The organism is Microbacterium sulfonylureivorans, from assembly GCF_003999995.1.
Classification (GTDB): domain Bacteria; phylum Actinomycetota; class Actinomycetes; order Actinomycetales; family Microbacteriaceae; genus Microbacterium; species Microbacterium sulfonylureivorans.
Genome location: NZ_RJAD01000001.1, coordinates 887,205 through 908,996 on the forward strand (window position 1 = coordinate 887,205; position 21,792 = coordinate 908,996).

Below are 21,792 nucleotides of genomic sequence, written 5' to 3' on the forward strand. Positions count from 1 at the left end.
GTCGCATCACACGAACAGCACGTTCGGGCCCGTGGGTACGCCGTCCCGTCCGCCGTTCGACCCCGACGTCGCCCACGCGCTGGCCACACGCGACGACATCGTCACGACGATGCGGCCGGACGAGATCCCCCGACTGCGCAGGCAGATGATCACGTACAGCGAGTCGGAGATCACACTCGACGGCTCCTTCGAGCTCAGTCGGCATCGGAGCATGGGGCTGGACGGTGAGGTGACGATCGTGCTTCTCCGCCCGCGCTCAGCAACCGCGCCGGCTCCTGTCATCTATCACGTCCATGGTGGAGGCCTGGTCCTCGGCACGGCCTATGACGTGCTGCCGTCGCTTGCTCCTCTGGCTGTGCAGGTCGGCGCGGCGATCGCAGCAGTCGAGTACCGTCTTGCGCCTGAGCACCGCTACCCCGCAGCAGTCGAGGATGTGTACACCGGTCTTGAGTGGCTGTCAGCGAGTGCGGCCGACCTTGGTCTGGATGCCGATCGGATCGTCATCGACGGCGTGAGCGCGGGAGGGGGTCTTGCTGCGGCCGCCGCGCTCCTTGCGCGCGACCGGGGTGGCCCTCACCTCTTGGGACAGATGCTCATCTGCCCGATGCTCGACGACCGCAACGACTCCGAGTCCGGCTGGCAGATGGCAGGCGTCGGAGCTTGGGACCGTACCGCCAATGAGACCGGCTGGTCTGCGTACCTCGGTGACATCCCGCGCAGTGAGGTCCCCATCTATGCCGCACCTGGACGCGCGGTGGATCTCTCGGGCCTTCCTCCGACGTTCATCGACGTCGGGTCGGCGGAGACGTTCCGAGACGAAGACATCGACTACGCGACGCGCATCTGGCGCGCCGGTGGGGATGCCGAGCTGCACGTATGGCCAGGCGGCGCGCATGGGTTCGATGCACTCGTGCCCGCAGCACCGCTCTCGCGGGATGCCCGGACAGCGCGGGTGCGATGGCTCGAACGGCTGCTCGACCAGCCGCGGTGAGCCGATTCCGCTTCGATCATCGTGACATCGACGTGAGACACGCGCACGCCGAAAAGCTCGGCTGGCGCGAAACCGGTCCGGAAGCCTTGGTAGAGCGGATCGGAGAACCCCAGCACGCCCTCAATGTTGAACCGTCTGGGTGCGCGCGGCGTGGACTTCGAGTGCTGACGACCCGAGCTAAGGGCGGACGACCACACGGATTTCGCCCGGTGGTGCTCCGGCTATCAGCATCTCGGCCGCTCGGTCCAGCGTGATCGACGACGTGATCAGCGCATCCAGCGGCAGGAGTCCGCGACTGTAGAGCCGGAAGTAGCGGTCGAAGTCGACGACCGGACTGACATCGCCCGTGATGCAGCCGAGCAGTCGCTTCTGGCTGGCCACGAAGTCCAGCGCCGGGACGCGGAATTCTTGGTCCGGCGGCGGGGCACCGAGCAGGGTGACCGTTCCTCCGCGACGAGCGAGCGCGATGGCCTGCTCCATCGTCGAGACCAGACCCGCCGATTCGAAGACGTAGTCGAAACCGTCCCCCGCGAGATCGGCGAGTTCGTCGCACGGCGCCGCGAGCGTATCGGTCGCTCCGAGTCGCCTCGCGTGTGCGCGGCGGACGTCGCTCGGCTCGATCACGACGATCTGCTCGGCCCCGGAGACCGTCGCTCCCATGACCACCGACAGGCCGATGCCGCCGGCGCCGATCACGAGTACTCGAGCACCCGGGGTCACCTGAGCGACATTGAGAACCGCCCCGACTCCCGTGGCGATCGCACAGCCGACGAGGGCGGCGACCTCGAGCGGAACGCTGTCGGGCACCGGCACGCAGCTCGACTCGCCGACGAGCACATGGCTGGCGAAGCCCGATACCCCGAATCCCTGCGCGAGCGCAGCGCCACCCCACGTCAATCGAGGATGTGCGACCGTGCGTGCGGCGCACAGCATGGGATGCCCGGACTCGCAATGGAGGCAGTGGCCGCAATGATGCGTGAGCGCGACGACGACCCGATCCCCTTCAGCGATCCGAGTTACCGCGGAGCCCACAGAGACGACAGTTCCGCTTGTCTCATGTCCCAGAGTGACAGGGAACTCCGAGTAGAGCGCCCCCGCAGCCCACGCGACATCCGTATGACAGATCCCTGTCGCCTCCACGCGGATGAGCACCTCGCCGGCAGCGGGGTCGGCGATCGTGATCTCCTCGAGGGTGACGTCGCCCGGCTCGCGCACGACGAGTCCGCGTGCGAGTGTCGTCATGAGTCACCCGCCGTCGTCACCGCCGGCGGCGGCACGAGCACCGCTCCCCGGTAGATCGGGGCGACGAGCTCCCGGTACATCGACAGCCACCCACGCGGCGCTTCCGGAAGCGGAACGGTCGCGAGCCGGGCGAGTCGCTCCGCGATCGTCTCGTCGATCAGATCGACCGACACCGCGAGCTCGGCAAGATCGATGAAGATGCGGTCGCCGTCCTCGACCGCCGCGAGCGGTCCGCCTTCGGCGGCCTCCGGCATGACCTGACCCACCGTCATCCCGCTGTTGAGTCCCGACAGCTCGCCGTCGGTGACCACGGCGACGTGCGCCGAGAGGCGTGCGCCGACGAGCGCGGCGACGAGACCTGCCGCGAACACGGTCCCGGGACCGCCCCGCGGTCCCATCCCCCTCAGCACGAGGACGTCGCCGGATCGAATGGCCCCCGAGCGGACGTCGGCCATGGCCGCGGACTCCGTCTCGTACACACGTGCGGGTCCCTCGAATCGCACTCGATCGCGTGGCACCGCGGCCAGCTTGACGAGGGCACCGTCCGGGGCGAGGTTGCCGCGCACCACTGCGATCCCGCCCCGGACGTCCGCCGGATCAGCGATCGGCCGGACGACCGCGGCGTCGATCGCGTCCGCCGGCGGAAGGTGCTCCGCGATCGTGCCGCCCGCGACCGACAGCGCCGACCCGTCGATGCTCGAGCCGAGCTGCGCGAGGACGGCCGCGCAGCCGCCTGCGCGCTCGAGGTCGGCGACACGATGCGCGCCGTTGGGTCTCACACGGGCGAGGAGGGGCACCTCCCCCTGCAGCTGCGAGAGGCGCGCGACGACATCGATGGGCAGCTCCGTCTCCGCCGCGATCGCGGTGATGTGGCGGATGGTGTTGATGGATCCGCCGACGGCGACGACGACGCGCAGTGCATTGTCGATCGCGGCCGCCGTGATCACGTCACGCGCGCGGACATCCTCGCGGATGAGCTCGACGATCCTCCTGCCCGCGGCCTCAGCGCGCTCATACATCCGCGGGCTCGCCGCCAGCACCGGTGCGCTTCCGGGAAGCGCCATCCCGAGCGCCTCGGCGACCATGTGCATGCTGTTGGCCGTGCCGAGTCCGGCGCAGACGCCCGGTCCGACGATCGCGTTCTCGGTGAGGTCCGTGAGCTCGTCGACGGTCATCGTCCCGGCGGCGACAGCACCCACCGACTCGTAGACGTCGTCGATGTCCACCGGCGCACCCGCACAGAAGCCGTGGCCCTGGTACCCGCCGATGACGACCAGCGAAGGCAGGTTCAGTCGCCCGAGGGCCATGAGGTGGGCGGGAGTCGTCTTGTCACAGGATGAGAGACATACGATGCCGTCGAGCTGGGCGCCCTCGACCATCACTTCGATCTCGTTGACGATGAGGTCGCGGGTCGGCAGCAGGTACCGCGCTTCGCGGCCGGCGCTGGTCACGAAGTCGCTCGGTGCGGTGGTGCGCACTTCGAAGGCGAGACCTCCGGCCTCGCGGATCGCCTCCTGCACGACCCGGGATGTCTCATCGAGATGGCCGTAGCAGCTGGACAGACTGGAGGAGGAGTTCACCACCGCGATCTTCGGTCGGAGCATCTCGTCGTCGCTGATCCCCAGCGCACGCCATTGCGCCCGCCGCACGGCCCAGCGCGTCGTTCCCTCTTCGAAATTGCTGCGCAGCACGATTAGATCCTCGAGATGTCGATACGGCCATTGAGCGAGGCGAGTGCCTCGGTGAGGTAGTAGGTGCCCCAGACGAGCTCGTCGTCGACGGCCACGCCGATGCGACGGTTGTAGCACCCGTGCCGGAGCATGCCTGCGCCGCGGCCCGCGCCCGGCGGCGCGACATGACCTCTCACCAGCGCGTCGACGGAGCTCTCGGCGGTCGCTCGGTACCTGCCCGGCGCTCGCGGGTCGAGCGCCGCCAGCTTGAGGAGCGCCGCCGCCGCGATCGCCGTCGCCGAGGTGTCGATCGGGGCCGCCGGATCGGGATCGTCGAAGTCCCAGCGTGCGACCTGGTCGGCGGGGAGTCGCTCGATCCACCAGTCCGCGACCGCGCGCGCGGTGTCGAGGAATTCGCCCGGATCGAGAACGGCGGCGTGGGTCATGCCCAGAAGCCCCCACGCCTGCGCGCGGCCCCACACGCTGTCGTCGGAGTATCCCTTGTGGGTGTATCGACGGATGAGGGCCCCCGTCGACGGGTCGAACGAGGCGGACTGGATGACTCCCCCGTCGTCGCGGATACACATCCGGCGATGGCCGCTCGCGTGCTCGAGTGCGGTGCGACGCAGCGACTCGTCGCCGGAAGCGGCGGCGGCCCAGTCGAGCAGGAGCACGGTGCCGGGAACTCCGTCGATGTTCGTCTCACCCGCACCGACATCGGAGGCCTCCTCCGCGGCGGGGCCCAGCGGAATGAGCCCGGCGTGCGGGTTACGATCAGCCGCCAGCGCCCGTGCCCCCGCCAGCGCCGCGTCGGTGAGCCGCTCATCGTCGTCGCCGGCGAGTCCGATCACCACTCCGTACCAGAACAGGAAGCCGCGGAACACCGTCTGCGATTCCACGCGGGGCGTGAGGCGCAGCGCCCACCGGGTCGCGAGGGCCTTCGCCTCCGCATCGGCTCCGTCGCGCGCGGCGAGCCACAGCTGCCCGACGAAGAAACCGCCCGTCCAGTCGCCGTCCGCCGACATCGTCCACTCGCCGTCGGGGCTCGCGGTGTGGGGGAATCCGGGTGCCTCCGCGCGTGCGGTCTCGAAAGCACGTGCGCTGATCGCGGCGAGGGCCTCGGTGCGCGTCATCGCGGAGGGTGGGGTGAAGCCGGTCATGGCGCACCTCTTTCTAATAGGTGGCCCGACCGCCACTGATGTCGTACACGGCGCCGGTCGAGAACGAGACCTCATCGCTCGCGAGGAATGCGACCAGACGCGCGACCTCTTCCGGCTGACCGAGGCGTCCCATCGGAATGAGGCTCGTCATGTACTCGAGCTGCTCCGGCGTGACCGCCGACGCCATCTCGGTCTCGATCACCGCGGGGGCGATGACGTTCACGAGGATCCCGAGCGTCGCCAGCTCTTTGCCGAGACTCTTGGTGAGGGCGATGATGCCTGCCTTGGCCGCGGAGTAGTGGGCCGCGCGCGGATTGCCGTCCTTGCCCGCCATCGAGGCGACGTTGACGATGCGGCCACGTCGGTCGGAGACCTCGAGCATCGCCGGCACCGCCGCTCGGCACATGAGGAAGGTGCCGAGGAGGTTCACGTCGACGACCGACTGGAACTCCTCGGGGCTCATCTCCCACAGCCGCTTGTTCACGCCCGCGATGCCCGCGCAGTTCACGAGGATGTCGAGCCGCCCGTGGCTGTCGACGACCTGCGCCACGGTGGCAGCGCACGCATCGGGATCGGTCACATCCACGACCGAGGACTGCGCGCCGTCGAGGCGCGAGCCTGCCGCCTCGAGGGCAGCGGCATCCCGATCCGCGATCGTGACGACCGCGCCTCTCGCGGCGAGCAGCTGGGCCGATGCGAATCCGAGTCCGCGCGCGCCGCCCGTGATGAGCGCGACCCGCCCGGCGAGCGACTCAGCCACGCGACGACTCCTCGGCCACGACCACGTTCTCCAGTCGACCGAGTCGTTCGATCTCGACGGCGACCCGATCGCCGGGCTGAAGGTAGCGGGGCGGTGTCATGCCGTCGGCAACGCCACTGGGGGTACCCGTGGCGATCAGGTCTCCGGGATGCAGCGTCACGACCTGAGAGATGAAGCTGATGACTTCCGCGACACTGAAGATCATGTCGGCCGTGGTCGAGTCCTGGCGGATCTCATCGTTCACGGTGGTCGTCAACCGCAGTGCCTGGGGATCCGGAACGTCGTCGGCGGTGAGGACGAACGGCCCGATCGGGCAGAACGTGTCTGCGCTCTTGCCGCGCACCCAGCCGAATCCGTCGCCCTTCTGCAAGTCGCGGGCCGAGACGTCGTTGACGGTGACGTAGCCGGCGACATGGGCGAGGGCGTCCTCGACGCGGACTCCGCGCGTCTCGCGTCCGATGACGACGCCGAGTTCGACCTCGTAGTCCAGCTTCTCCGTCGCGTCCGGTTTGATGATCCGGCCGCCGGGCGCGAGCACCGATGACACGAGTTTCGTGAACAGCGCCGGCTGATCCGGCACCGGCAGCCCCGACTCCACGGCGTGGAGCCGGTAGTTCAGTCCCACGCACACGATGCTGCGCGGATCCAGCGGAGCCTCCAACGTGACGTCGTGGGAACCGACGAACGCGCCGGTGGCGCGGAAGCCGCCCCAGTCTCCTTCGAGGATCTGGATGCGACCGTCATCGAGCGCGCCGTAGCGCCGCTCGCCGCCGGCGTTCCATGCCACCACCTTCATGAGTCCATTCCTTTCGCAGTGCTGCGACGCCGTCGCGCGCCGGGCGAGTCGAGGGCGTCCGGCCGCAGCTCCACGCCATGCCCGGGGGTGTCCAGCGGCGTGGCCAGACCGTCCTGGATCGGCGCGACGTTCTCAGCGAGATCGCGGTACCACGTGCGGTGGTAGGCGCGAACGCTCTCCTGGTGCGTCGCGTTGGGCAGATGCACCGACAGATTCACGCCGACGGTGAACTGGACGGGACCATTGCAGTCGTGCATGGTCACGGGTCGCTGGTACGCCTCCGCCATGGCGGCGATGCGACGCACCTCCGAGACCCCCCCGGCCCAGACCGGATCCGTCATGACGACATCCACGGCCCGAGCCTCGAGGACGTCGCGGTAGGACCACCGCGTGCCGAGCGTCTCGCCCGCGGTCGTCGGTATCCGTGTGGAGCGGCGGAACTCGGCGAGCGCCCCCACGTCGTCGGGCCTGATCGGGTCCTCGATCCACGCGGGTTCGACCTCTTCGAGCGCGCGGGCGATCTTGGTCGCCGTCGGCAGGTCCCACAGCGTGTGCAGATCGACCATGATGTCGATCTGACCCCCCACGGCATCGCGGATCCGGCGGAACAGATCGACCGTCGCCTCGAGGTCCGCCGCCGTGATGTGGTGGCCGTCGGACTTGCCGACGTGGAGATCGAACGGCCACATCTTCATGCCGGCGATGCCCTCGGCTACCAGCTCCCGTGCGAGTCGGCCGGGGTCGGTGAGGAATGCGTCCATGTCCTCGAGTGAACGGTCGCCCTGACCGAGTTGCCAGTTGTTCGTGGAGACCTCGCCCGCAACGGGGATCGCCCGCGCGTAGAACGGACCCGCGCACGTGTTGTAGACCGGGATCGAGTCGCGCACCTTGCCGCCCAGCAGCTGGTGGAGCGGCTGTCCGGTGACCTTGCCGAAGATGTCCCACAGCGCGATGTCGATGGCGGACCGTCCGCGGTTCTCGGTGCTCGAGCTGTTCATGCCCACGAAGCCCTTGAGCGCCTGCCAATGGCGCTCGATGTGCAGCGGATCCTTGCCGAGCAGGTAGGGCGCGGCATTCTCGTGGATCCATGCCGCCACCGCGTCGGCGCCGAGGAAGGTCTCGCCCAGGCCGGTGACGCCTTCGTCGGTCTCGACCAGCACATGGACGAGGTTCGGATAGGCCGCGAGCTGAATGCTCTCGAGCGCGGTGATCTTCACGATGGGCTTCCTGTCGTCTGTGGAGCGGGAAGAGGAACCTCGTGGGAGAGGCCCGGTACGAGCACATGGATCTGCGGGGCGGCGTCCCGCATCAGGTCGACAAAGGCGCCGACCTGTCCCGGGTTGTTCGCGAACATGTCGTAGTGCATGGGGATGACGGTCGACACGCCCGCCCGAACCGCCACGTCGACGGCCTCTTCGGCCGACATGTTGCCGACGATGTCCGCCGCCTCCCGAATGGCGTCCCGGCCGTTGATCGGCAGGAGCGCGACATCCACGCCGAGTCGCCGCAGCGAAGGGGCGAGGTCGGGGTAGTCGAGCCCATCGCCCGCGTGGAAGACGGTGAGACCCCCGATCCGGACCACGTAGCCGACGTAGGGGTGGTCGCCATCGGGCTCGGTGCCGAAGCTGTACGCATCGCTCATGTGCACGCCGTGCAGGGCGGGTACCGGGACGACGACCGCGCCGCCGACCTCGATCGGCATCCACGCCCGCACCGCGATCACCTCTCTGCCCGGGAGGGCGGCGCCCACCCGTTCGGCGAGCGGTGCCGGGACGAACACGCGCGCAGCAGAGGCGGGCATCGCCGCCAGCGCGGGGAGGTCGAGATGGTCGAGGTGTTCGTGGGTGACGAGGATCGCATCCGCTTCGCTGAGATCGCTCGGCGTCAGCGGCGGTTCGACCAGCCGACCGGGGTGGTCGCTCAGGAACGGATCGAGAACCATGCGAGCCCCGGCTGCGGCGAGCACATAGCCCGCCTGGCCCAGCCGGCGCACCGTGACGGGAGGGAGGGGTCGGGTCATTCTGTGCGCATCCAGACGCGCATCGTGGACGGCCCGCGTCGTGCCCATTCGTTGTAGGGAGTGAGTCGCACATCGCGCGCAACCGGCGATCCGGCTGCCGCCGGCCGCGCGGCGTACGGCCACGAGCTGGACTCCAACTGCTCGACGTGCGCCGACACGGTGACCTCGTCCGTCCCCGCCATCCACGGGGGCGAGGCCGTATCGACGATCACGCCGTCGACATGGGCACCGGCGATGTCCGGCGACTCGACGCAGTAGACGCGGGGCCCGCGCTCGACCGCGACCGCCCCTCGTGCCGAGTCGATCCGCGGGTCTCCGAAGACGAACCGGGGCTCGAGCGGGAGCAGCAGCTCGATCTCCTCCTCGCGGATGCCGACGTCGTCGACGTCGACCCATCCCGGCGCAACGACGATCGGGGCGGTTCCGTCGCGTCGGATGGTGGCGCCCTGGGCCCACGCAGGAACACGCAGCCGGAGACGCCAGCCTCCGGCATCGCGGGCGGGGACGCGCACGACGATCCGGCCGTCGTGCGGGTAGTCGGTGTCGATCTCGGCCTCTGCGGTGCTTCCGTCGTCGAGCCGGGCGGTGATGCGTCCGCGAGCGAACAGCGACACCGCGAGGCCGCGAGAATCGGCGACGCCCACATACGCCTCGAGGGTGGCGAATGTGCGGGAGACGTTGGTCGGGCAGCACGAGACGCGGAACCACGGCGCTCGCTCTCCGAGTCCCACCTGGAGGCTCGACTGTGCCCCGTCGGACCGATCGTCGATGGCCCGCTGGTGCAGCGTGTTGACGTAGAAGAACGCGCGACCGTCGGGGCTCGGGGATGCCGTGATGACGTTGTAGAGAACGCGTTCCATGAGGTCGCCGTAGGCGGCATCATCCGTAGCGAGCAGCAGACGCCAGGCGAGCATGAAGGCGCCAACTCCTGCGCAGGTCTCGGAGTACGCTCCGTCGGCGGGGAGTTCGAAGTCGGCTCCGAAGGCCTCGTCGCGGAATCGCGATCCCATTCCGCCCGTCACATAGGTGCGGCGCGCGAGGGTGCGGTTCAGCTGGGCCCGGATCGCCTCGACGAGTGACGTGTCGTTGCGATCGATCCCGACGTCGACCGCAGCCGCCGCGAGGTAGGTGGCGCGCACGGCGTGCCCTCGGAAGACCGCCGCATCCCGGATGGGCACGTCGTCCTGGTAGTAAGCCCGGCCGAACTCGATGTCCTCGAGAACATGGTGGCCGCGGCGTTCGAGGAAGAGCTCGGCCTGGCGCCGGTAGCGCTCCACGCCGGTCAGGCGTGCGAACTCGATGAGCCCCAGTTCGATCTCGGGGTGCCCGCAGACCGACTGGATACCCTCGGGGCCGAAGGTGTCGCAGATGTGGTCGGCGAGGCGCGTGGCGATCTCGAAGAGGCGGTCCCGTCCGCTGGTCCGCGCTCGCGCGACCGCTGCCTGGAGCAGATGACCGTCGCCGTAGAGCTCACTGCCCCACTCGAGGTCGGCATACCGGGCGACCTGGCCGGGTCGGCCGAAGTTCGTGTTGATGTACCCGTCCGGCTCCTGCGCATCCCCGACGATGTCGATCAACTGCCGGATCTCGGCCTCGAGAGCAGGCGTCGGGAGTCGGCCGTTCTCCCAGCTCATCGCCTCGATGAGCTTGTAGACGTCGGAGTCGGTGAACTCGCGCCCCCGGCGGGTCTCGGGCAGGGTTCCCTCGGCTGCGGCCCGGAAGTTGTCGACCCAGCCCTCGCTCTCCATCCACGATGCGCAGTGCGGAAGGATGGACGCCGCGTTCACCGCCTGCCAGACCCCCCAGTAGCCGTCTTCGGAGAGCGAGACCTCGTCCATCGAGAGCGGCCTGACGCTGCCCCGCGCGGCCACGGGGAGCCGTGAGTGGGCGAGTTCGTCCAGGGGGGAAGTGGTCTCGTGTGAGCGCGACAATGTGGGACTCTTTCCAGTTCGTCGATCAGTAGATGGGATGCGCATGGGGCGAGCGATCGAAGTACATGCGATACGACCAGCCCTCCGGTATCTCGAAGTACGGCCGCAGCGCGGCCTCGTACGGCCCGCCGCGCTGCTCGACGGCGTGCGCGACGCCGCCTCGGTCCTCGCGCCCGTCGGCGGTGTCGTCGTCTGGCCAGGGCGCGCCCGGCAGCGGCTCGTGACGCCAGGCGTCGAGCACGTAGACCGCAGGGCCGCGCATGAGTGCGTACCGGTCCGGATGGTCTTCGTCGATCGGCTCCTCGTGCCAATCGAGCGCGACCTCGAAGTCGACGACGTGCGCGCCCGCTGTCCACTCGCGGTCGACGATCAGCCAGCCGCGCTCCTGCGTCGTGGCGACGACCTCATCGCCACCGACGCGAACAGGACCGATCGATCCGGTTCCCGTCGGGATGCGCAGTGCGAGGCGGAAGCGCATCGGCCGCGGGATCGACACGTGCACCCGGACAGCGGGGCGAAGCGGATACTCGGTCTCGATGCGAACCCTGACCTCGTCGCCTCCCGCCGCGTGCACGATCTGGGCCGGCGTGAACAGGTTGACGTACACCGACCGGTCGTCGACGAAGAAGACGAGACCCGGGTACGAGGCGACGGCCTGGCCATAGGTGCCCGCACAGCAGCAGAACGTGTCTCGCGCCCGCGCCTTCACCGCGCCAGTCGGGCGGTAGTCGGCGTAGTAGAAGTGCGAGCCGTCCGGCCTGGTGGGAAGCGCCGCGCCGATCCCGTTGTAGAACAGGCGCTCGATCCATGCTCCGTAGCGACCGTCGCCCGTCTGCAGGATGAGCTCTCGGGCGAGCTTGAACGCGGCCCACGATCCGCACGGCGCCTCGAAGCCGTCCATGCGTCGATCCAGCGACGCGGGCAGTGATCCGTATGGCTGGATCCGCTCGGCGGGCCCGAAGCCTCCGGTGGCATAGCACTGCGTCTGTGTGAAGAAGTCGTAGGCGTTGCGGGCGATCGCCAGCCGGTCGGCATCACCCGTGATCCCGAAGGACGTGATGGCGCCTCCGAACGTGTTCAGATGGCTGTACGCGTGCACGCCCCACACGTCTGCCGGCCGGTCCGTGTCTCGGAACCCGTCCCAGTAGTGGTCATAGTTCCAGACGTCGCCGAAGGCCCGATACCGGTCGTCTCCGGTCGCGACCGCAGCCCGATAAAGGTTCTCGGACAGCGTGTACCACTCGCCCGCACGCCCGGAGTGCAGCGCAGGCACGGGGCTGGCGGGCACGTTCGAACAGTCGAGGTACCGCTCCCCCGCCGTGGTGAGCTCGCGAAGCGCGTCGTAAGCGGTGTCGACGCCGAGCAGCGAGCCGACATCGGTGAACCCGCCGACGAACTTGTCGAAGGCGTAGTGGCCGCCCGGCGACATCCTGTGGTCCAGGTCGCTGAACCCGCTCAGCCCGAACGTCTGGGCCCACCCCTCGGTCAGGCGCGCGGCCTTCTGCCGGATCGCGTCATCGTCTCCCTGGGCCGCGCCGAACATCGCCAGCGTGCTGAGGAACTGTCCCAGCACCATGGACGAGTCCCGCGCGCACCACCCGGTCAACGGCCGACCCGGGGCGGGCAGCCCTGCCCGCAGCCGGAAGCCGTGAAGAAGCGAGTCGTCATCGAAGCCCGAGTAGACCTCCATCGCCTCGGCGTACTGCTTCTGCCAGTGACTCGACCCGAGCGTGACGGACCCGGCTGGTGCGGCGGCGAGCTGCGCCATCAGACCGACCCTCCCGCCAGCGTCGCATCGGCGTGCGGGGCGACGATCGGCGCGGCGGCCTTCTGTGCGGGATCGTGCACGCCGAGCACCATGCGTCGGATCATCTCGACAGGCAGCTTGGGCGTGCGGTCCTCTCGGAGGAGTCCGTTGGCCTCCTGTGCAGTGTCGGTGAGCTGGGTGTAGCAGAAGCCGGTCAGGATCGGCGAGCCGTGCACGGCGGCGAACAGCTCCTGCAGGTCGTGGCTGAATTCCTCGTCGTCGGAGACGACGGAGTATCCCCACGTGTCGTCGTTGCTGAAGGCGATCCCCCCGAACTCGGTCAGCATGACCGGGGCGTCGTTCGGCCCCAGCGGCTGACCGGGAAGCGCGACACGCCTCCCGAAGGGCCCCGGACCCGCCATGACCAACGCCACTGCGTCCGGTGTGGCGTACCGCTGTGAGAGCACGGCAGGGTCGGTCGCGTAGTCATGGATCGAGAGGATGTCGCTGCCGACGTGCTCCCAGCCGTCGTTCGAAATGACCGGACGCGTGGGATCGAGTGCCCGCGTGAGCTGTGTGACGCCCCGGACGAAGTCCTGCTGGGGCGTGGACAGTTCGATGTCGTGGACTCCCCAGCTCTCGTTGAAGGGCACCCAGGCCACGAGAGAGGGGTGCGAGCGACGTTGCCGCACCGACCGCATCCACTCGGTGGTGAAGAGCTCCACGGCATCTGGCGAGAAACCATAGGCGGCGCCGATCTCGCCCCAGACCATGACCCCGAGTCGATCGCACCAGTAGAGGAATCGCGGATCCTCCACCTTCTGATGGATGCGGACCGCATTGAATCCGAGCGCGACGATCGCCTCGACCTCGGACTTCAGGTGGCCAGGGGACGGCGCCGTCCAGATGCCGTCCGGCCAGTATCCCTGTTCGAGCACAGAACGCATGTACGTCGGCATGCCGTTGACGAGGAAGGCGCCCCCGCCGGTGCCCACCGACCGCAGGCCGGTGTAGCTCCAGACGGTGTCGATCACGGTCGGGCCTTCGCACAGCTCGAGCTCGGCGTCGATCAGTGTCGGCCGCTCGGGCGACCAGAGCAGTGACTTTGCCTCTTGCGCGTTGCGAAGGGCGGGAAGCTCCACGCTGAGCTCGACGCGTCGCGAAACCGCTGCGGCGGTGATCAGTCCGAGGGCTCGATGGTCGTGCTCGAGTCTGACCGAGATGCTCGTCTCTCGCGCCGGGGCCTCGCTCAGCCAGACGGATACGCCGAGCCGACGGGTCGCGGGATCGAACCGCCAGTCGACGTCGTCGATGTGGAGGGCGGGAACCGACTCCAGCCACACCGATCCCCAGACCCCGGTGGCGCGGCGGTACCAGATGGCGTGGGCATCGCGGCGCCAGTCCTGCTTGCCGCGCGGGCGGTCAGGGTCGTCGAGCGGATCCTCGGCGCGGACGACGACGACGTGATCGCTGCCATCGGACAGCGCCGCGGTGATGTCGGCGGAGAAGGACGCCTGCCCCCCGGAGTGGTCGGCCACGAGAGCGCCGTCGACCCACACCTGCGCCCGGTAGTCGACCGCCCCGAAGTGCAGGATGGCGCGTTCTCCGTTGCGGATGTCCGTCGAGAAGGCACGCCGATACCACACGACCGGGTGCGGGGCGGGGTCGCCGATTCCCGACAGGGGCGCCTCCAGAGTGAAGGGCACGCGGATCGTGCGATCGAAGATGCCGGCGGCCCCGGCGTGCCATCCCGCGAGCAGTCCCGCGTCGCCGTCGTCGGTCGTGAAGCCCCAGTCGCCGTTCAGATCCGCCCACTGATCGCGGACGAGGAGCGGGCGGGGGTAGGAGCCGTCCTGCTCGGACGCGCGAAGACGGATCATTCGTTCACGTCGCGCGGGTAGACGGCGGGCACTGGGTGTGTCATGAGATCCGTTCTGGTGCGGGCTGGGCGTGGGTCAGTTCTTGACAGAGCCTGCGGCGAGGCCCTGCACGTAGTAGCGCTGCAGCGCGATGAAGAGGATGACGCAGGGGATGAGGGAGATGACGCTGCCGGCGATCACGTATCCGAAGCTGATTCCCCCGAACCCGCCCTGGATCAGGGTGAGCAAGCCGACCGGAAGGGTCTGCTTGTCCTGGGAGGTGAGGAACAGGAACGCTCCAAGGAACTCGGTCCAGCACGCGAGGAAGGTGAAGATCACCACCGTCGCGACACCGGGCAGCGCCAGCGGACGCAGCACGTGGATGAGGGTCCCCATCGTGGAGGCCCCGTCCACGTAGGCCGCTTCCTCGAGCTCGCGGGGCATCGCGGCGAAGGTGTTGCGCATGATGAACACGGCGAACGGCAGGTTGAAGGTGACGTAGAAGATGATCAGACCGATCCTGCTGTCGGTGAGCCCGAGCGCGTTGAACTGCAGATAGATCGGGGTGAACAGCACCTGGAAGGGCACCATCAGGGCAAGGAGGATGACGCCGAACACGACGCTCTGACCGCGGAATGTGAATCGGCCGAGGCCGTAGCCGGCCAGTGTGGCGATGACCGCTGTCACCACGGCGCTGCCCAGCGACACGATCAGGCTGTTGCCGAGCATCTCGAGGAAGGGCAGCCTCGTGAAGATGCCGAGATAGTTCTCGAGGCTGAGGCCGTCGAAGCTGTTGGCGTTCGGCGGCTGGACGATCTGCGCCTCGGTCTGCAGAGATCTGATGACCGCCAACACGAGGGGGCCGACGAACAGGAGCGAAAGGACGCACCCTACGGCGACGTAGATGACGTTTGCCCGCCGTTGTCCCGCGGAACGTCGCGTGGGCGGGGCGAGGCTCTCCTCGGCGCTCATGCGTCCCTCTCTCTCATGAGGATCAGCTGGATTGCGGTGAGTGCAGCGACGATCAGCATCACGACCACTCCCATCGCGGTCGCACTCCCGAGCTGCTGCGCGTAGAACGACTCGTGGAAGATCGACATCACGACCGTCGTGGTCTCCCGACCCGGCCCTCCGTTGGTGAGGATCACGAACTGCTGGAAGGCGAGGAAGGACGCGATGACCGAGAGGACGGTCGCCATCGCGAGATTGCGCCGCACGAGGGGAACCGTGATCAGCATCTCCCGCTGCCACCCGTTGACCCCGTCGATGCGCGCGGCTTCGTAGATCTCGGCCGGGATCGACTGCATCCCGCCCAGCAGCAGAACCATCGTCGTGCCGACGGCGAACCAGATCACGAGCACACTCACCGCGGCGAGTCCGGTCACCCAGTGCAGCGACCAGCCGGTCTGCCCGTTCGTGATGCCCAGCGCTTTGAGCGTGACGTTCACGAGTCCGAAGTTGGGCCGCAGCTCCACGTACCACAGGAACGAGAGCGTGGACAGACCGACGACCGTGGGGAGGAACAGTAGGGTGCGGAAGAGTCGCGTGCCGGGTCGTTCTCCGCGCACGAAGGCGGCCAGCAGGTAGCCGAAGATCAGGACCGGCCCGGTGACCACTGCGGTGTAGAGCAGAGTGAAACCGACCGACTGCCAGAACTGAGCATCCTGAAAGACACGGATGTAGTTGTCGAGACCGACGAAGCTGATCTCGCCGAACAGCGGCCAGCGATTCGCAGAGATCCACAGTGCGAATCCGATCGGGATGACGACGACACCCACGACCAGGACAAGCGCCGGGACTGTAAGAAGGAACCCGGTTCGGGCCCGCCGCCGGGCGAGCACCGATGTGCGGTGCCCGCCCGACGAGGTCACGGCGTCCTCCGAGGACCGGAGCGTCATGATGGATGAAGCCATCCCGGTCAGTTCCCGTCCAGGATCGTCTGGATTCCGACCTGTCCTTCCGCTATCGCGGCGTCGACCTCTCCCTGGAACACCGCCTTCTGGAACATCGTCAGCCAGGGACCCGTGGCGTCGTTCATGATCGCCGCCTGGTAGTTCGTCTGGACTCCGAATCCGGTCTGGGCCGCCTCGATCGCCGGCACCACGTAGGGGTACTGCGCGGTGAAGGCCGCGTCGTCGAGCAGGTCGGAGCGCACCGGGGAGAACCCGGCCTCAGGCAGCGTGGCCTGCTGTTCCTTGGCCAAAGCGAACTGGATGAATTGCCACGCCCCCGCAGGGTTCTTCGCCTTCGCCGTGATGCCGAAGTTCCCGCCTCCGAGGTAGGTGCTGATGCCCCCCTCGGCGGTCGGCAGCGGCGCCACTCCGATGGAGTCCTTGACCTCGGCCGGAGCCGAGGTGTAGCTGCCGAGGCCGCCGGTGGCGATGCCGATGTTCCCCGCCTGGAAGTCCTTGTTCCAGGTGGCACCGGTCTCGGCCTGCGCGGCCTGCGGGATGAGCCCCTCGGCCCACGCTGCTTTGTACATCTCGAGCATGGCCTTGAGCCCGGGGTTGTCGGCGGCGCCGGCCTTCTGATCGTCGAGGTCGGCGCCGATGATCAGCGCCCCGCCCGTCGAGCTCCAGAAGTTCGGCATCGTGCTGAAGGCGAGACATCCCGCGCACGAGCCGCCGAGAGTGAGGCCGTAGTACTCGTCGCCGAGGGCGCTCACCTTGCGCGCGGAGTCGAGCATCTCGTCGAGATTCGTCGGCGGACCGCTGATGCCTGCCTGCTCGAAGAGATCCTTGTTGTAGAGCAGGACCGACGCATCCAGGAACGCGGGTGTCCCCCAGTACTTGTCGTCCCACTTGGTGCTCTCGAGCTGCGGCCCCGTGATGGATGCACCGCCGGCGTAGGCCTCGACCTGCTCGGTGATGTCCATGTAGTTGCCGCTCGTGATGTACGGCAGTGCTTGGCCCGGATCAGCGGCGATCACATCCGGCACGTTGTCGGTGCGGAATGCCGCGGACAACTTCGTAGGAATCTGATCGTCCGTGATCGAGGTGATCTCCACCTGAACCTCATGGGTCGCGTTGAACTCGGCAACGACCTTCTGTGCCCACTCATCGAGCACCGATCGCGTCCAGAACTGGACTGTTCCCGTCGGGTTTGGGTCGTCGATGGACGCGTCGGGGGCGGCCTCGCCACCCGAGCACGCGGTCAACAGTGCTGCTGCGGTCGCGACAGCAACGAAGCCGCCAGTCACCCTTCTGTGTTTCGCGAACATGATCCTCCTTGATCGTTCTTGGCAACGCGTTTCCGAACACCGTAGAAGCCATTCCAGCGCTGTGTCAACCAACAAGTCTCTACATCTTGGAAACGCTGTTTCCGTGATGTGGAGTCTCAGATGGTGGATCCGCGTGGCACGACCCGACTCAGAACGGGATGGACTCCAGGAACGGAGTCGCCAGCCATCAGGCGGAACAGCAGTTCGGCAGCCTTTCTGCCGACCCCCTGGTAGTTCGCGTCGACCGAAGACAGAGGGGGCCGAGCGGCAAGGGCAAGGGTCTCCCAGTTGTCATGACCGAGGACCGCGACATCTGTGGGTACACGACGGCCGTGTTCACGGAGGGAGTCGATGGCGCCACGCGCGATCTGGTCGTTTCCACACATGATCGCGTCGACGTCGGGGGAGCGCGTCACAATCTGACGCGCAGCCTCGAACCCCCAGGTCTCCGACCATGCCCCGAAGATCGGAGGCGTGATCAGCGCCATCCCCTTCTCACGGAGGAAGCCCTCGACACCCTCGACCCGCTCGTGCGCACCCCGGTATGACGCATCTCCACCGATGTAGGCGATGCGAGTTCGCCCGATGTTCACGAGGTGCTCCGCGCCGATGCGGCCCGCCTGCACATCGTCGGTCACAACCGAAGTGTCGTTCGGCTCGAGGGAAGGACCGAGGGCGTAGACGACCGGGACAGGAAGAATCCCCAAGGATGGCCGCGCCGCCGCTTTATCACCCACGGCGATCAGCCCGTCGACGCGTCGGGCGAGCAACGCCTCAAGATGGTATCGCTCGCGAATCGCGTCACCGCGTGAATCGCAGAGGAGAACCGACAGCTTTCCCGCGCCAAGCGCGTCCTCAGCTCCGACCAGGATGGGCAGGCAGAACCGGCCCTCGAGGTCGTGAGTGAGGAGGCCTACGGTGCGGGTGCGACCCTCCATCAGGCTGACAGCCTGCAGGTTCGGACGGTAGCCCAACTGCCGAGCAGCGGACTCGACCTTCTCGCGCGTTTCGGCTCGCAGACCTGCACGACCGTTGAGCACCTTGGAGACGGTGCCTTTGGAGACGCCGGCGACCCGAGCCACGTCGTTGAGAGTCGGGATGTACCGCGCATCCCGGGCAATGGCCGATGGGCGAGCGTCGGGCGCGTCCTTGGGCATGCGCACATTCTGGCACCCGAGCGGGCCGTCGCCGCGCATCTTGCACGTCGCGAAGCATATGCCTCACAGGACATGTTCTCGGGCCCGGCGCATCCATCGCTCCGCCGGCTCGAGGATCAGGTACTCGTGCGCGCCGTCGTCAGTGCAGGGAAGGTGGTCAGTGCGATCACCGCAGCCAGCCCAGCGGCGACGGCCGCGGCCAGGTTGGCAGCCTGAAGTCCGGCTTCCGCAGCCGCCAGAGATGTACCACCTGCCTCGAGTACGGCTGCTCGGCCCGCGGCGTCGAGTGCGCCGAAGACGGCGATTCCGATGGCTCCTCCCAATTGCGCGGTCGCGGACGCGAGGCCTGAGCTGACTCCGGAGTTCTGGGCGGCGATGCCTTCGGAGATGACGAGGGTCGTCGGGGTGAAGCTGAACGCAACGCCTGCGGCAGCGATCACGAGCGCCGGCAGGACGCGCAGCAGATACGAGTCCCCACTGTCGACGGTCGCGAAGATGAGATGCGCCAGTGCGAGAAGGAGGAGCCCGATGAGCGCCACCCGCTCGGGGCCCAGTCTGTTGAGCGCCCTGGGCAGCACGATGACGCTGATCAGGAACCCTGCCAGGGATGTCGGGAGCATGGCGAGGCCGGCCAGGCCCGGACCGTACTCGAGGACCTGCTGCAGCAGCAGTGCGACGAGCACGAAGCAGGCGATGCGGGCGGCCCCGCCGAGCAGGTTCACCGAGATGCCACCGCTCACACGGGGGTCGCGAAGCACCCCGGTGGGCAGGACGGGGTCCGCCGCTCGCCGCTCGACGAGGACGAAACCGGTCACGCAGGTGACCGCGAGGATTGCCGCACCGACGACCTCAAGAGAGAGGAGTCCGCGATGCGGTGCGGACAGCACACCGAAGACGACCGCGACTGCCGCCCCTGTCAGGAGGGCCGCGCCGGCCGCGTCGAATGGACGTCTCGTCGTAGCCTTCTCCGCCGGGAGGAGCATCCATCCGGCCACGCCGACGACGGCAGCGACCGCACCGGTGACGAAGAGGACGCTCTGCCAGGAGAAGGCCGCGGTGAGGATGCCGCCGAGCGTCACACCGGCGGCTCCGCCGACGGTGGATGCGGCGCCCCAGCCACTCATGGCTCGAGCGCGTCCCGGGCCGGTGAACCGGGCCAAGATCACCGACATGGCGGCGGGGCTCAGCATCGCCGCACCCGCGCCCTGGATCAGCCGGGCGCCGATGAGGACCATCTCGGTCGTCGCAAACCCGCCGAGAACCGAGCCAAGGACCAGCACACCGGCTCCGAGGAGGAACAGCCGACGTCGGCCGAAGACGTCCGCGGCACGTCCCGAGATGAGCAGCAGGCCGCCGAATGTCAGGAAGTAGGCGTTCAGTACCCAGGCGGTTCCGACCGGCGTGAGTCCGAGGTCGGTCGCAATGGAGGGCAGCGCCACATTCAGGATGCTCGAGTCGAGCATCACCGCGAACTGAGCCGCGATCAGCGTGAGCACGAGCCGCAATTCCGGCCAGCGTTGTGTCATGATCATCGATTCTCGCCCAGCCGTCAGGGTCGCGCCGACTCCCATGCGCCGACGGCCCCCGCCGGGGCAGGCTGCTGTCAGGACTTAGTCACCGCCGCGTGGCCCCGCCATTGACGTGGGGGGCAGGCGCGCTCCCGCACCTTGAGCCCGAACTCACCCATCGATGCCGCGTGCGGGGCGAATGTCGGCCTAATGTGGGCAATGCACCCTGCTCGCAATGCTGAAGGCCCTGCGATCCCAGTGTTTTCAAGGGATTGCGGGGCCTTCTTGGGGCGGAGACGGAGGGACTTGAACCCCTCGCGTGGCTTGTGCAGTTCCCGGCCGGCGGGTCTTTGACACCGCCGAAGTCCGCGACGTTTCCGGGCAGCCAACCGCAGAAGCACGCGGGTTCACCAACCGATCGCACCCGGTCTGATCGGTCGACACGTCGACGGATCGCCAGTCGTTGGGGTGCCCGGAAGTACCTGGGTTGACCTGTTTGCGCAGGTTGTGGGCAATATGTGGGCGCGCCGCGCTCAGCGCAAGCGTGCCGTCGACGCGCGGGGAACCAGGCTGGGGAATGCGAGCCGCACCGCGGCGTCCGCGCTCGTCGGGTCGTGGAGGAGGTCGAAGGCCGTCGCGGCGATCTGGTCGAAGGGCACCCGGACCGAGGTCAACGGGACGGAGAGTCGGCTGGCGAGAGGGATGTCGTTGTAGCCGACGATGGAGACGTCTGCGCCGATCGTCAGCCCCGCGTTGCCTGCCGCGCTGACGACCCCGAGCGCGATGTTGTCGTTCGCTGCGAAGACGGCGGTGGGCGGGTTCGCCTGAGCGAAGAGGTGCTCACCGGCTACCACGCCGTCGTCAACACCGTAGCCGCCCGAGACGATCCGGCCCGGTTCGAGCTGGAGGCCTGCCTCGGCTGCGGCGCGGCGAGCGCCGGCCAGGCGCGACCGTGCACTGGAGGTGAAGTCCGGACCGGTGACGACGGCGATTTCACGGTGGCCGAGATCGACGAGGTGGCGCACGGCGAGGTAGCCGCCCATCTCGTCGTCTCCGAGCGACGAGGGGCTCACCCCGTCCGTGCGGAGGACGAGCACATGAGGGATGCCGCGTGCCCGCAGCGACGCGGGAAGCATGTCGTCCAGGCGGGCGGTGGCGAGCATGACGGCGTCCACTCCCCGGTCGAGGAGGGTCTCCGTCGCACGGCGCTCGTCGTCCGGCTCGTCGCCCGCGGTTGCGACGACGGCGAAGTATCCGCGGGATCGAGCGACGCGCTCGATCGCCTCGAACATCAGCGCCATGACCGTGTCCGTCAGCCGGGGTACGAGCACGCCGATCGTGCCGGTCGCACCCCGGCGGAGGCCGGAGGCGGCGGCGTTGCGACGGTAGCCGAGCGAGTCGGCGGTCTGCCTCACGCGATCGGCCGTCGCCGAGCGGGAGTTCGGCGTGCGGTCGTCGAGGATCCGGCTGACGGTCGAGATGCTCACTCCGGCCGCTTCCGCGACATCGCGAAGGGTCACCGCGCGCCTCCCCGTCACTGCCACCTCCGATCGCTGTGGCGAGTCTATTGCGCCACCCCGCCGCGGACCGCGGGAGCCGCCCAGAACGAATTCCGCGGGAGGAGTTGACATGACGGCATCCTACTCGCATAATTGCAATCGTTCCTGCAAACGTTCCCGATAACGTTCTCACGCTACCGGGCCTCGACGAAGAGAAACAAGGAAGGCAGAT

The 21,792-nt window shown here is 68.2% G+C and carries 17 protein-coding genes; 1 reads left to right on the forward strand and 16 read right to left on the reverse strand.

Annotated elements, in window-relative coordinates; all coding sequences use genetic code 11:
• Positions 1-31 precede the first annotated feature (31 nt).
• Positions 32-991, forward strand: a complete 960-nt coding sequence (locus EER34_RS04010; RefSeq protein WP_240642106.1) for an alpha/beta hydrolase — start codon at positions 32-34, stop codon at positions 989-991.
• 177 nt (positions 992-1,168) lie between these two features.
• On the opposite strand, the gene EER34_RS04015 is transcribed toward EER34_RS04010, so the two are convergent.
• The 16 genes from EER34_RS04015 to EER34_RS04090 all read right to left on the reverse strand — a co-directional run bounded on the left by EER34_RS04015 (position 1,169) and on the right by EER34_RS04090 (position 21,581).
• On the reverse strand, positions 1,169-2,233 hold the full coding sequence (locus EER34_RS04015) for an alcohol dehydrogenase catalytic domain-containing protein (protein WP_127473259.1): 1,065 nt from the start codon (positions 2,231-2,233) through the stop codon (positions 1,169-1,171).
• Positions 2,230-3,924 (reverse strand): dihydroxy-acid dehydratase, encoded by a 1,695-nt coding sequence (locus EER34_RS04020; RefSeq protein ID WP_205791352.1) that lies wholly within the window; start codon positions 3,922-3,924, stop codon positions 2,230-2,232. Before EER34_RS04020 ends, EER34_RS04015 begins: the two co-directional genes overlap by 4 nt.
• A 2-nt stretch (positions 3,925-3,926) precedes the next feature.
• Positions 3,927-5,063 (reverse strand): glycoside hydrolase family protein, encoded by a 1,137-nt coding sequence (locus tag EER34_RS04025; protein ID WP_205791354.1) that lies wholly within the window; start codon positions 5,061-5,063, stop codon positions 3,927-3,929.
• Between the two features lie 13 nt (positions 5,064-5,076).
• Positions 5,077-5,823: an SDR family oxidoreductase gene (locus tag EER34_RS04030; protein ID WP_127473260.1), complete on the reverse strand. Its 747-nt coding sequence runs from the start codon at positions 5,821-5,823 to the stop codon at positions 5,077-5,079.
• On the reverse strand, positions 5,816-6,619 hold the full coding sequence (locus EER34_RS04035) for a fumarylacetoacetate hydrolase family protein (RefSeq protein ID WP_127473261.1): 804 nt from the start codon (positions 6,617-6,619) through the stop codon (positions 5,816-5,818). The genes EER34_RS04030 and EER34_RS04035 overlap by 8 nt, the downstream gene beginning before the upstream one ends.
• Positions 6,616-7,836 (reverse strand): mandelate racemase/muconate lactonizing enzyme family protein, encoded by a 1,221-nt coding sequence (locus tag EER34_RS04040; protein WP_127473262.1) that lies wholly within the window; start codon positions 7,834-7,836, stop codon positions 6,616-6,618. The genes EER34_RS04035 and EER34_RS04040 overlap by 4 nt, the downstream gene beginning before the upstream one ends.
• Entirely contained in the window at positions 7,833-8,639 is an 807-nt protein-coding gene (locus tag EER34_RS04045) for an MBL fold metallo-hydrolase (protein ID WP_164743439.1), read from the reverse strand. Before EER34_RS04045 ends, EER34_RS04040 begins: the two co-directional genes overlap by 4 nt.
• Entirely contained in the window at positions 8,636-10,570 is a 1,935-nt protein-coding gene (locus EER34_RS04050; RefSeq protein WP_338067927.1) for a glycoside hydrolase family 127 protein, read from the reverse strand. Before EER34_RS04050 ends, EER34_RS04045 begins: the two co-directional genes overlap by 4 nt.
• Before the next feature lie 25 nt (positions 10,571-10,595).
• Positions 10,596-12,338, reverse strand: a complete 1,743-nt coding sequence (locus tag EER34_RS04055; RefSeq protein ID WP_127473265.1) for a beta-L-arabinofuranosidase domain-containing protein — start codon at positions 12,336-12,338, stop codon at positions 10,596-10,598.
• Positions 12,338-14,197 carry a glycoside hydrolase family 2 protein gene (locus EER34_RS04060; RefSeq protein WP_127473266.1) on the reverse strand — a complete coding sequence of 620 codons (1,860 nt, stop codon included), beginning with the start codon at positions 14,195-14,197 and terminating at the stop codon, positions 12,338-12,340. Before EER34_RS04060 ends, EER34_RS04055 begins: the two co-directional genes overlap by 1 nt.
• Positions 14,198-14,272: 75 nt before the next feature.
• Positions 14,273-15,148: a carbohydrate ABC transporter permease gene (locus EER34_RS04065; RefSeq protein ID WP_127473267.1), complete on the reverse strand. Its 876-nt coding sequence runs from the start codon at positions 15,146-15,148 to the stop codon at positions 14,273-14,275.
• Positions 15,145-16,074, reverse strand: a complete 930-nt coding sequence (locus EER34_RS04070; RefSeq protein ID WP_164743440.1) for a carbohydrate ABC transporter permease — start codon at positions 16,072-16,074, stop codon at positions 15,145-15,147. The genes EER34_RS04065 and EER34_RS04070 overlap by 4 nt, the downstream gene beginning before the upstream one ends.
• Positions 16,075-16,094: 20 nt before the next feature.
• Positions 16,095-17,396 (reverse strand): ABC transporter substrate-binding protein, encoded by a 1,302-nt coding sequence (locus EER34_RS04075; protein WP_127473269.1) that lies wholly within the window; start codon positions 17,394-17,396, stop codon positions 16,095-16,097.
• A gap of 116 nt (positions 17,397-17,512) precedes the next feature.
• Positions 17,513-18,553 (reverse strand): LacI family DNA-binding transcriptional regulator, encoded by a 1,041-nt coding sequence (locus EER34_RS04080; protein ID WP_127473270.1) that lies wholly within the window; start codon positions 18,551-18,553, stop codon positions 17,513-17,515.
• A gap of 116 nt (positions 18,554-18,669) precedes the next feature.
• Positions 18,670-20,079: an MFS transporter gene (locus tag EER34_RS04085; protein ID WP_164743441.1), complete on the reverse strand. Its 1,410-nt coding sequence runs from the start codon at positions 20,077-20,079 to the stop codon at positions 18,670-18,672.
• A gap of 515 nt (positions 20,080-20,594) precedes the next feature.
• A complete protein-coding gene (locus tag EER34_RS04090) occupies positions 20,595-21,581 on the reverse strand; it encodes a LacI family DNA-binding transcriptional regulator (protein ID WP_240642107.1) in 987 nt (328 codons plus the stop codon).
• Between the last annotated feature and the right edge of the window lie 211 nt (positions 21,582-21,792).

Coding starts and splice junctions, on each gene's coding strand:
- EER34_RS04015 (WP_127473259.1), bottom strand. CDS start 2,233: ATGACGACACTCGCACGCGGACTCGTCGTGCGCGAGCCGGGCGACGTC.
- EER34_RS04025 (WP_205791354.1), bottom strand. CDS start 5,063: ATGACCGGCTTCACCCCACCCTCCGCGATGACGCGCACCGAGGCCCTC.
- EER34_RS04035 (WP_127473261.1), bottom strand. CDS start 6,619: ATGAAGGTGGTGGCATGGAACGCCGGCGGCGAGCGGCGCTACGGCGCG.
- EER34_RS04045 (WP_164743439.1), bottom strand. CDS start 8,639: ATGACCCGACCCCTCCCTCCCGTCACGGTGCGCCGGCTGGGCCAGGCG.
- EER34_RS04055 (WP_127473265.1), bottom strand. CDS start 12,338: ATGGCGCAGCTCGCCGCCGCACCAGCCGGGTCCGTCACGCTCGGGTCG.
- EER34_RS04060 (WP_127473266.1), bottom strand. CDS start 14,197: ATGATCCGTCTTCGCGCGTCCGAGCAGGACGGCTCCTACCCCCGCCCG.
- EER34_RS04065 (WP_127473267.1), bottom strand. CDS start 15,148: ATGAGCGCCGAGGAGAGCCTCGCCCCGCCCACGCGACGTTCCGCGGGA.
- EER34_RS04070 (WP_164743440.1), bottom strand. CDS start 16,074: ATGACGCTCCGGTCCTCGGAGGACGCCGTGACCTCGTCGGGCGGGCAC.
- EER34_RS04075 (WP_127473269.1), bottom strand. CDS start 17,396: ATGTTCGCGAAACACAGAAGGGTGACTGGCGGCTTCGTTGCTGTCGCG.
- EER34_RS04080 (WP_127473270.1), bottom strand. CDS start 18,553: ATGCCCAAGGACGCGCCCGACGCTCGCCCATCGGCCATTGCCCGGGAT.
- EER34_RS04085 (WP_164743441.1), bottom strand. CDS start 20,079: ATGACACAACGCTGGCCGGAATTGCGGCTCGTGCTCACGCTGATCGCG.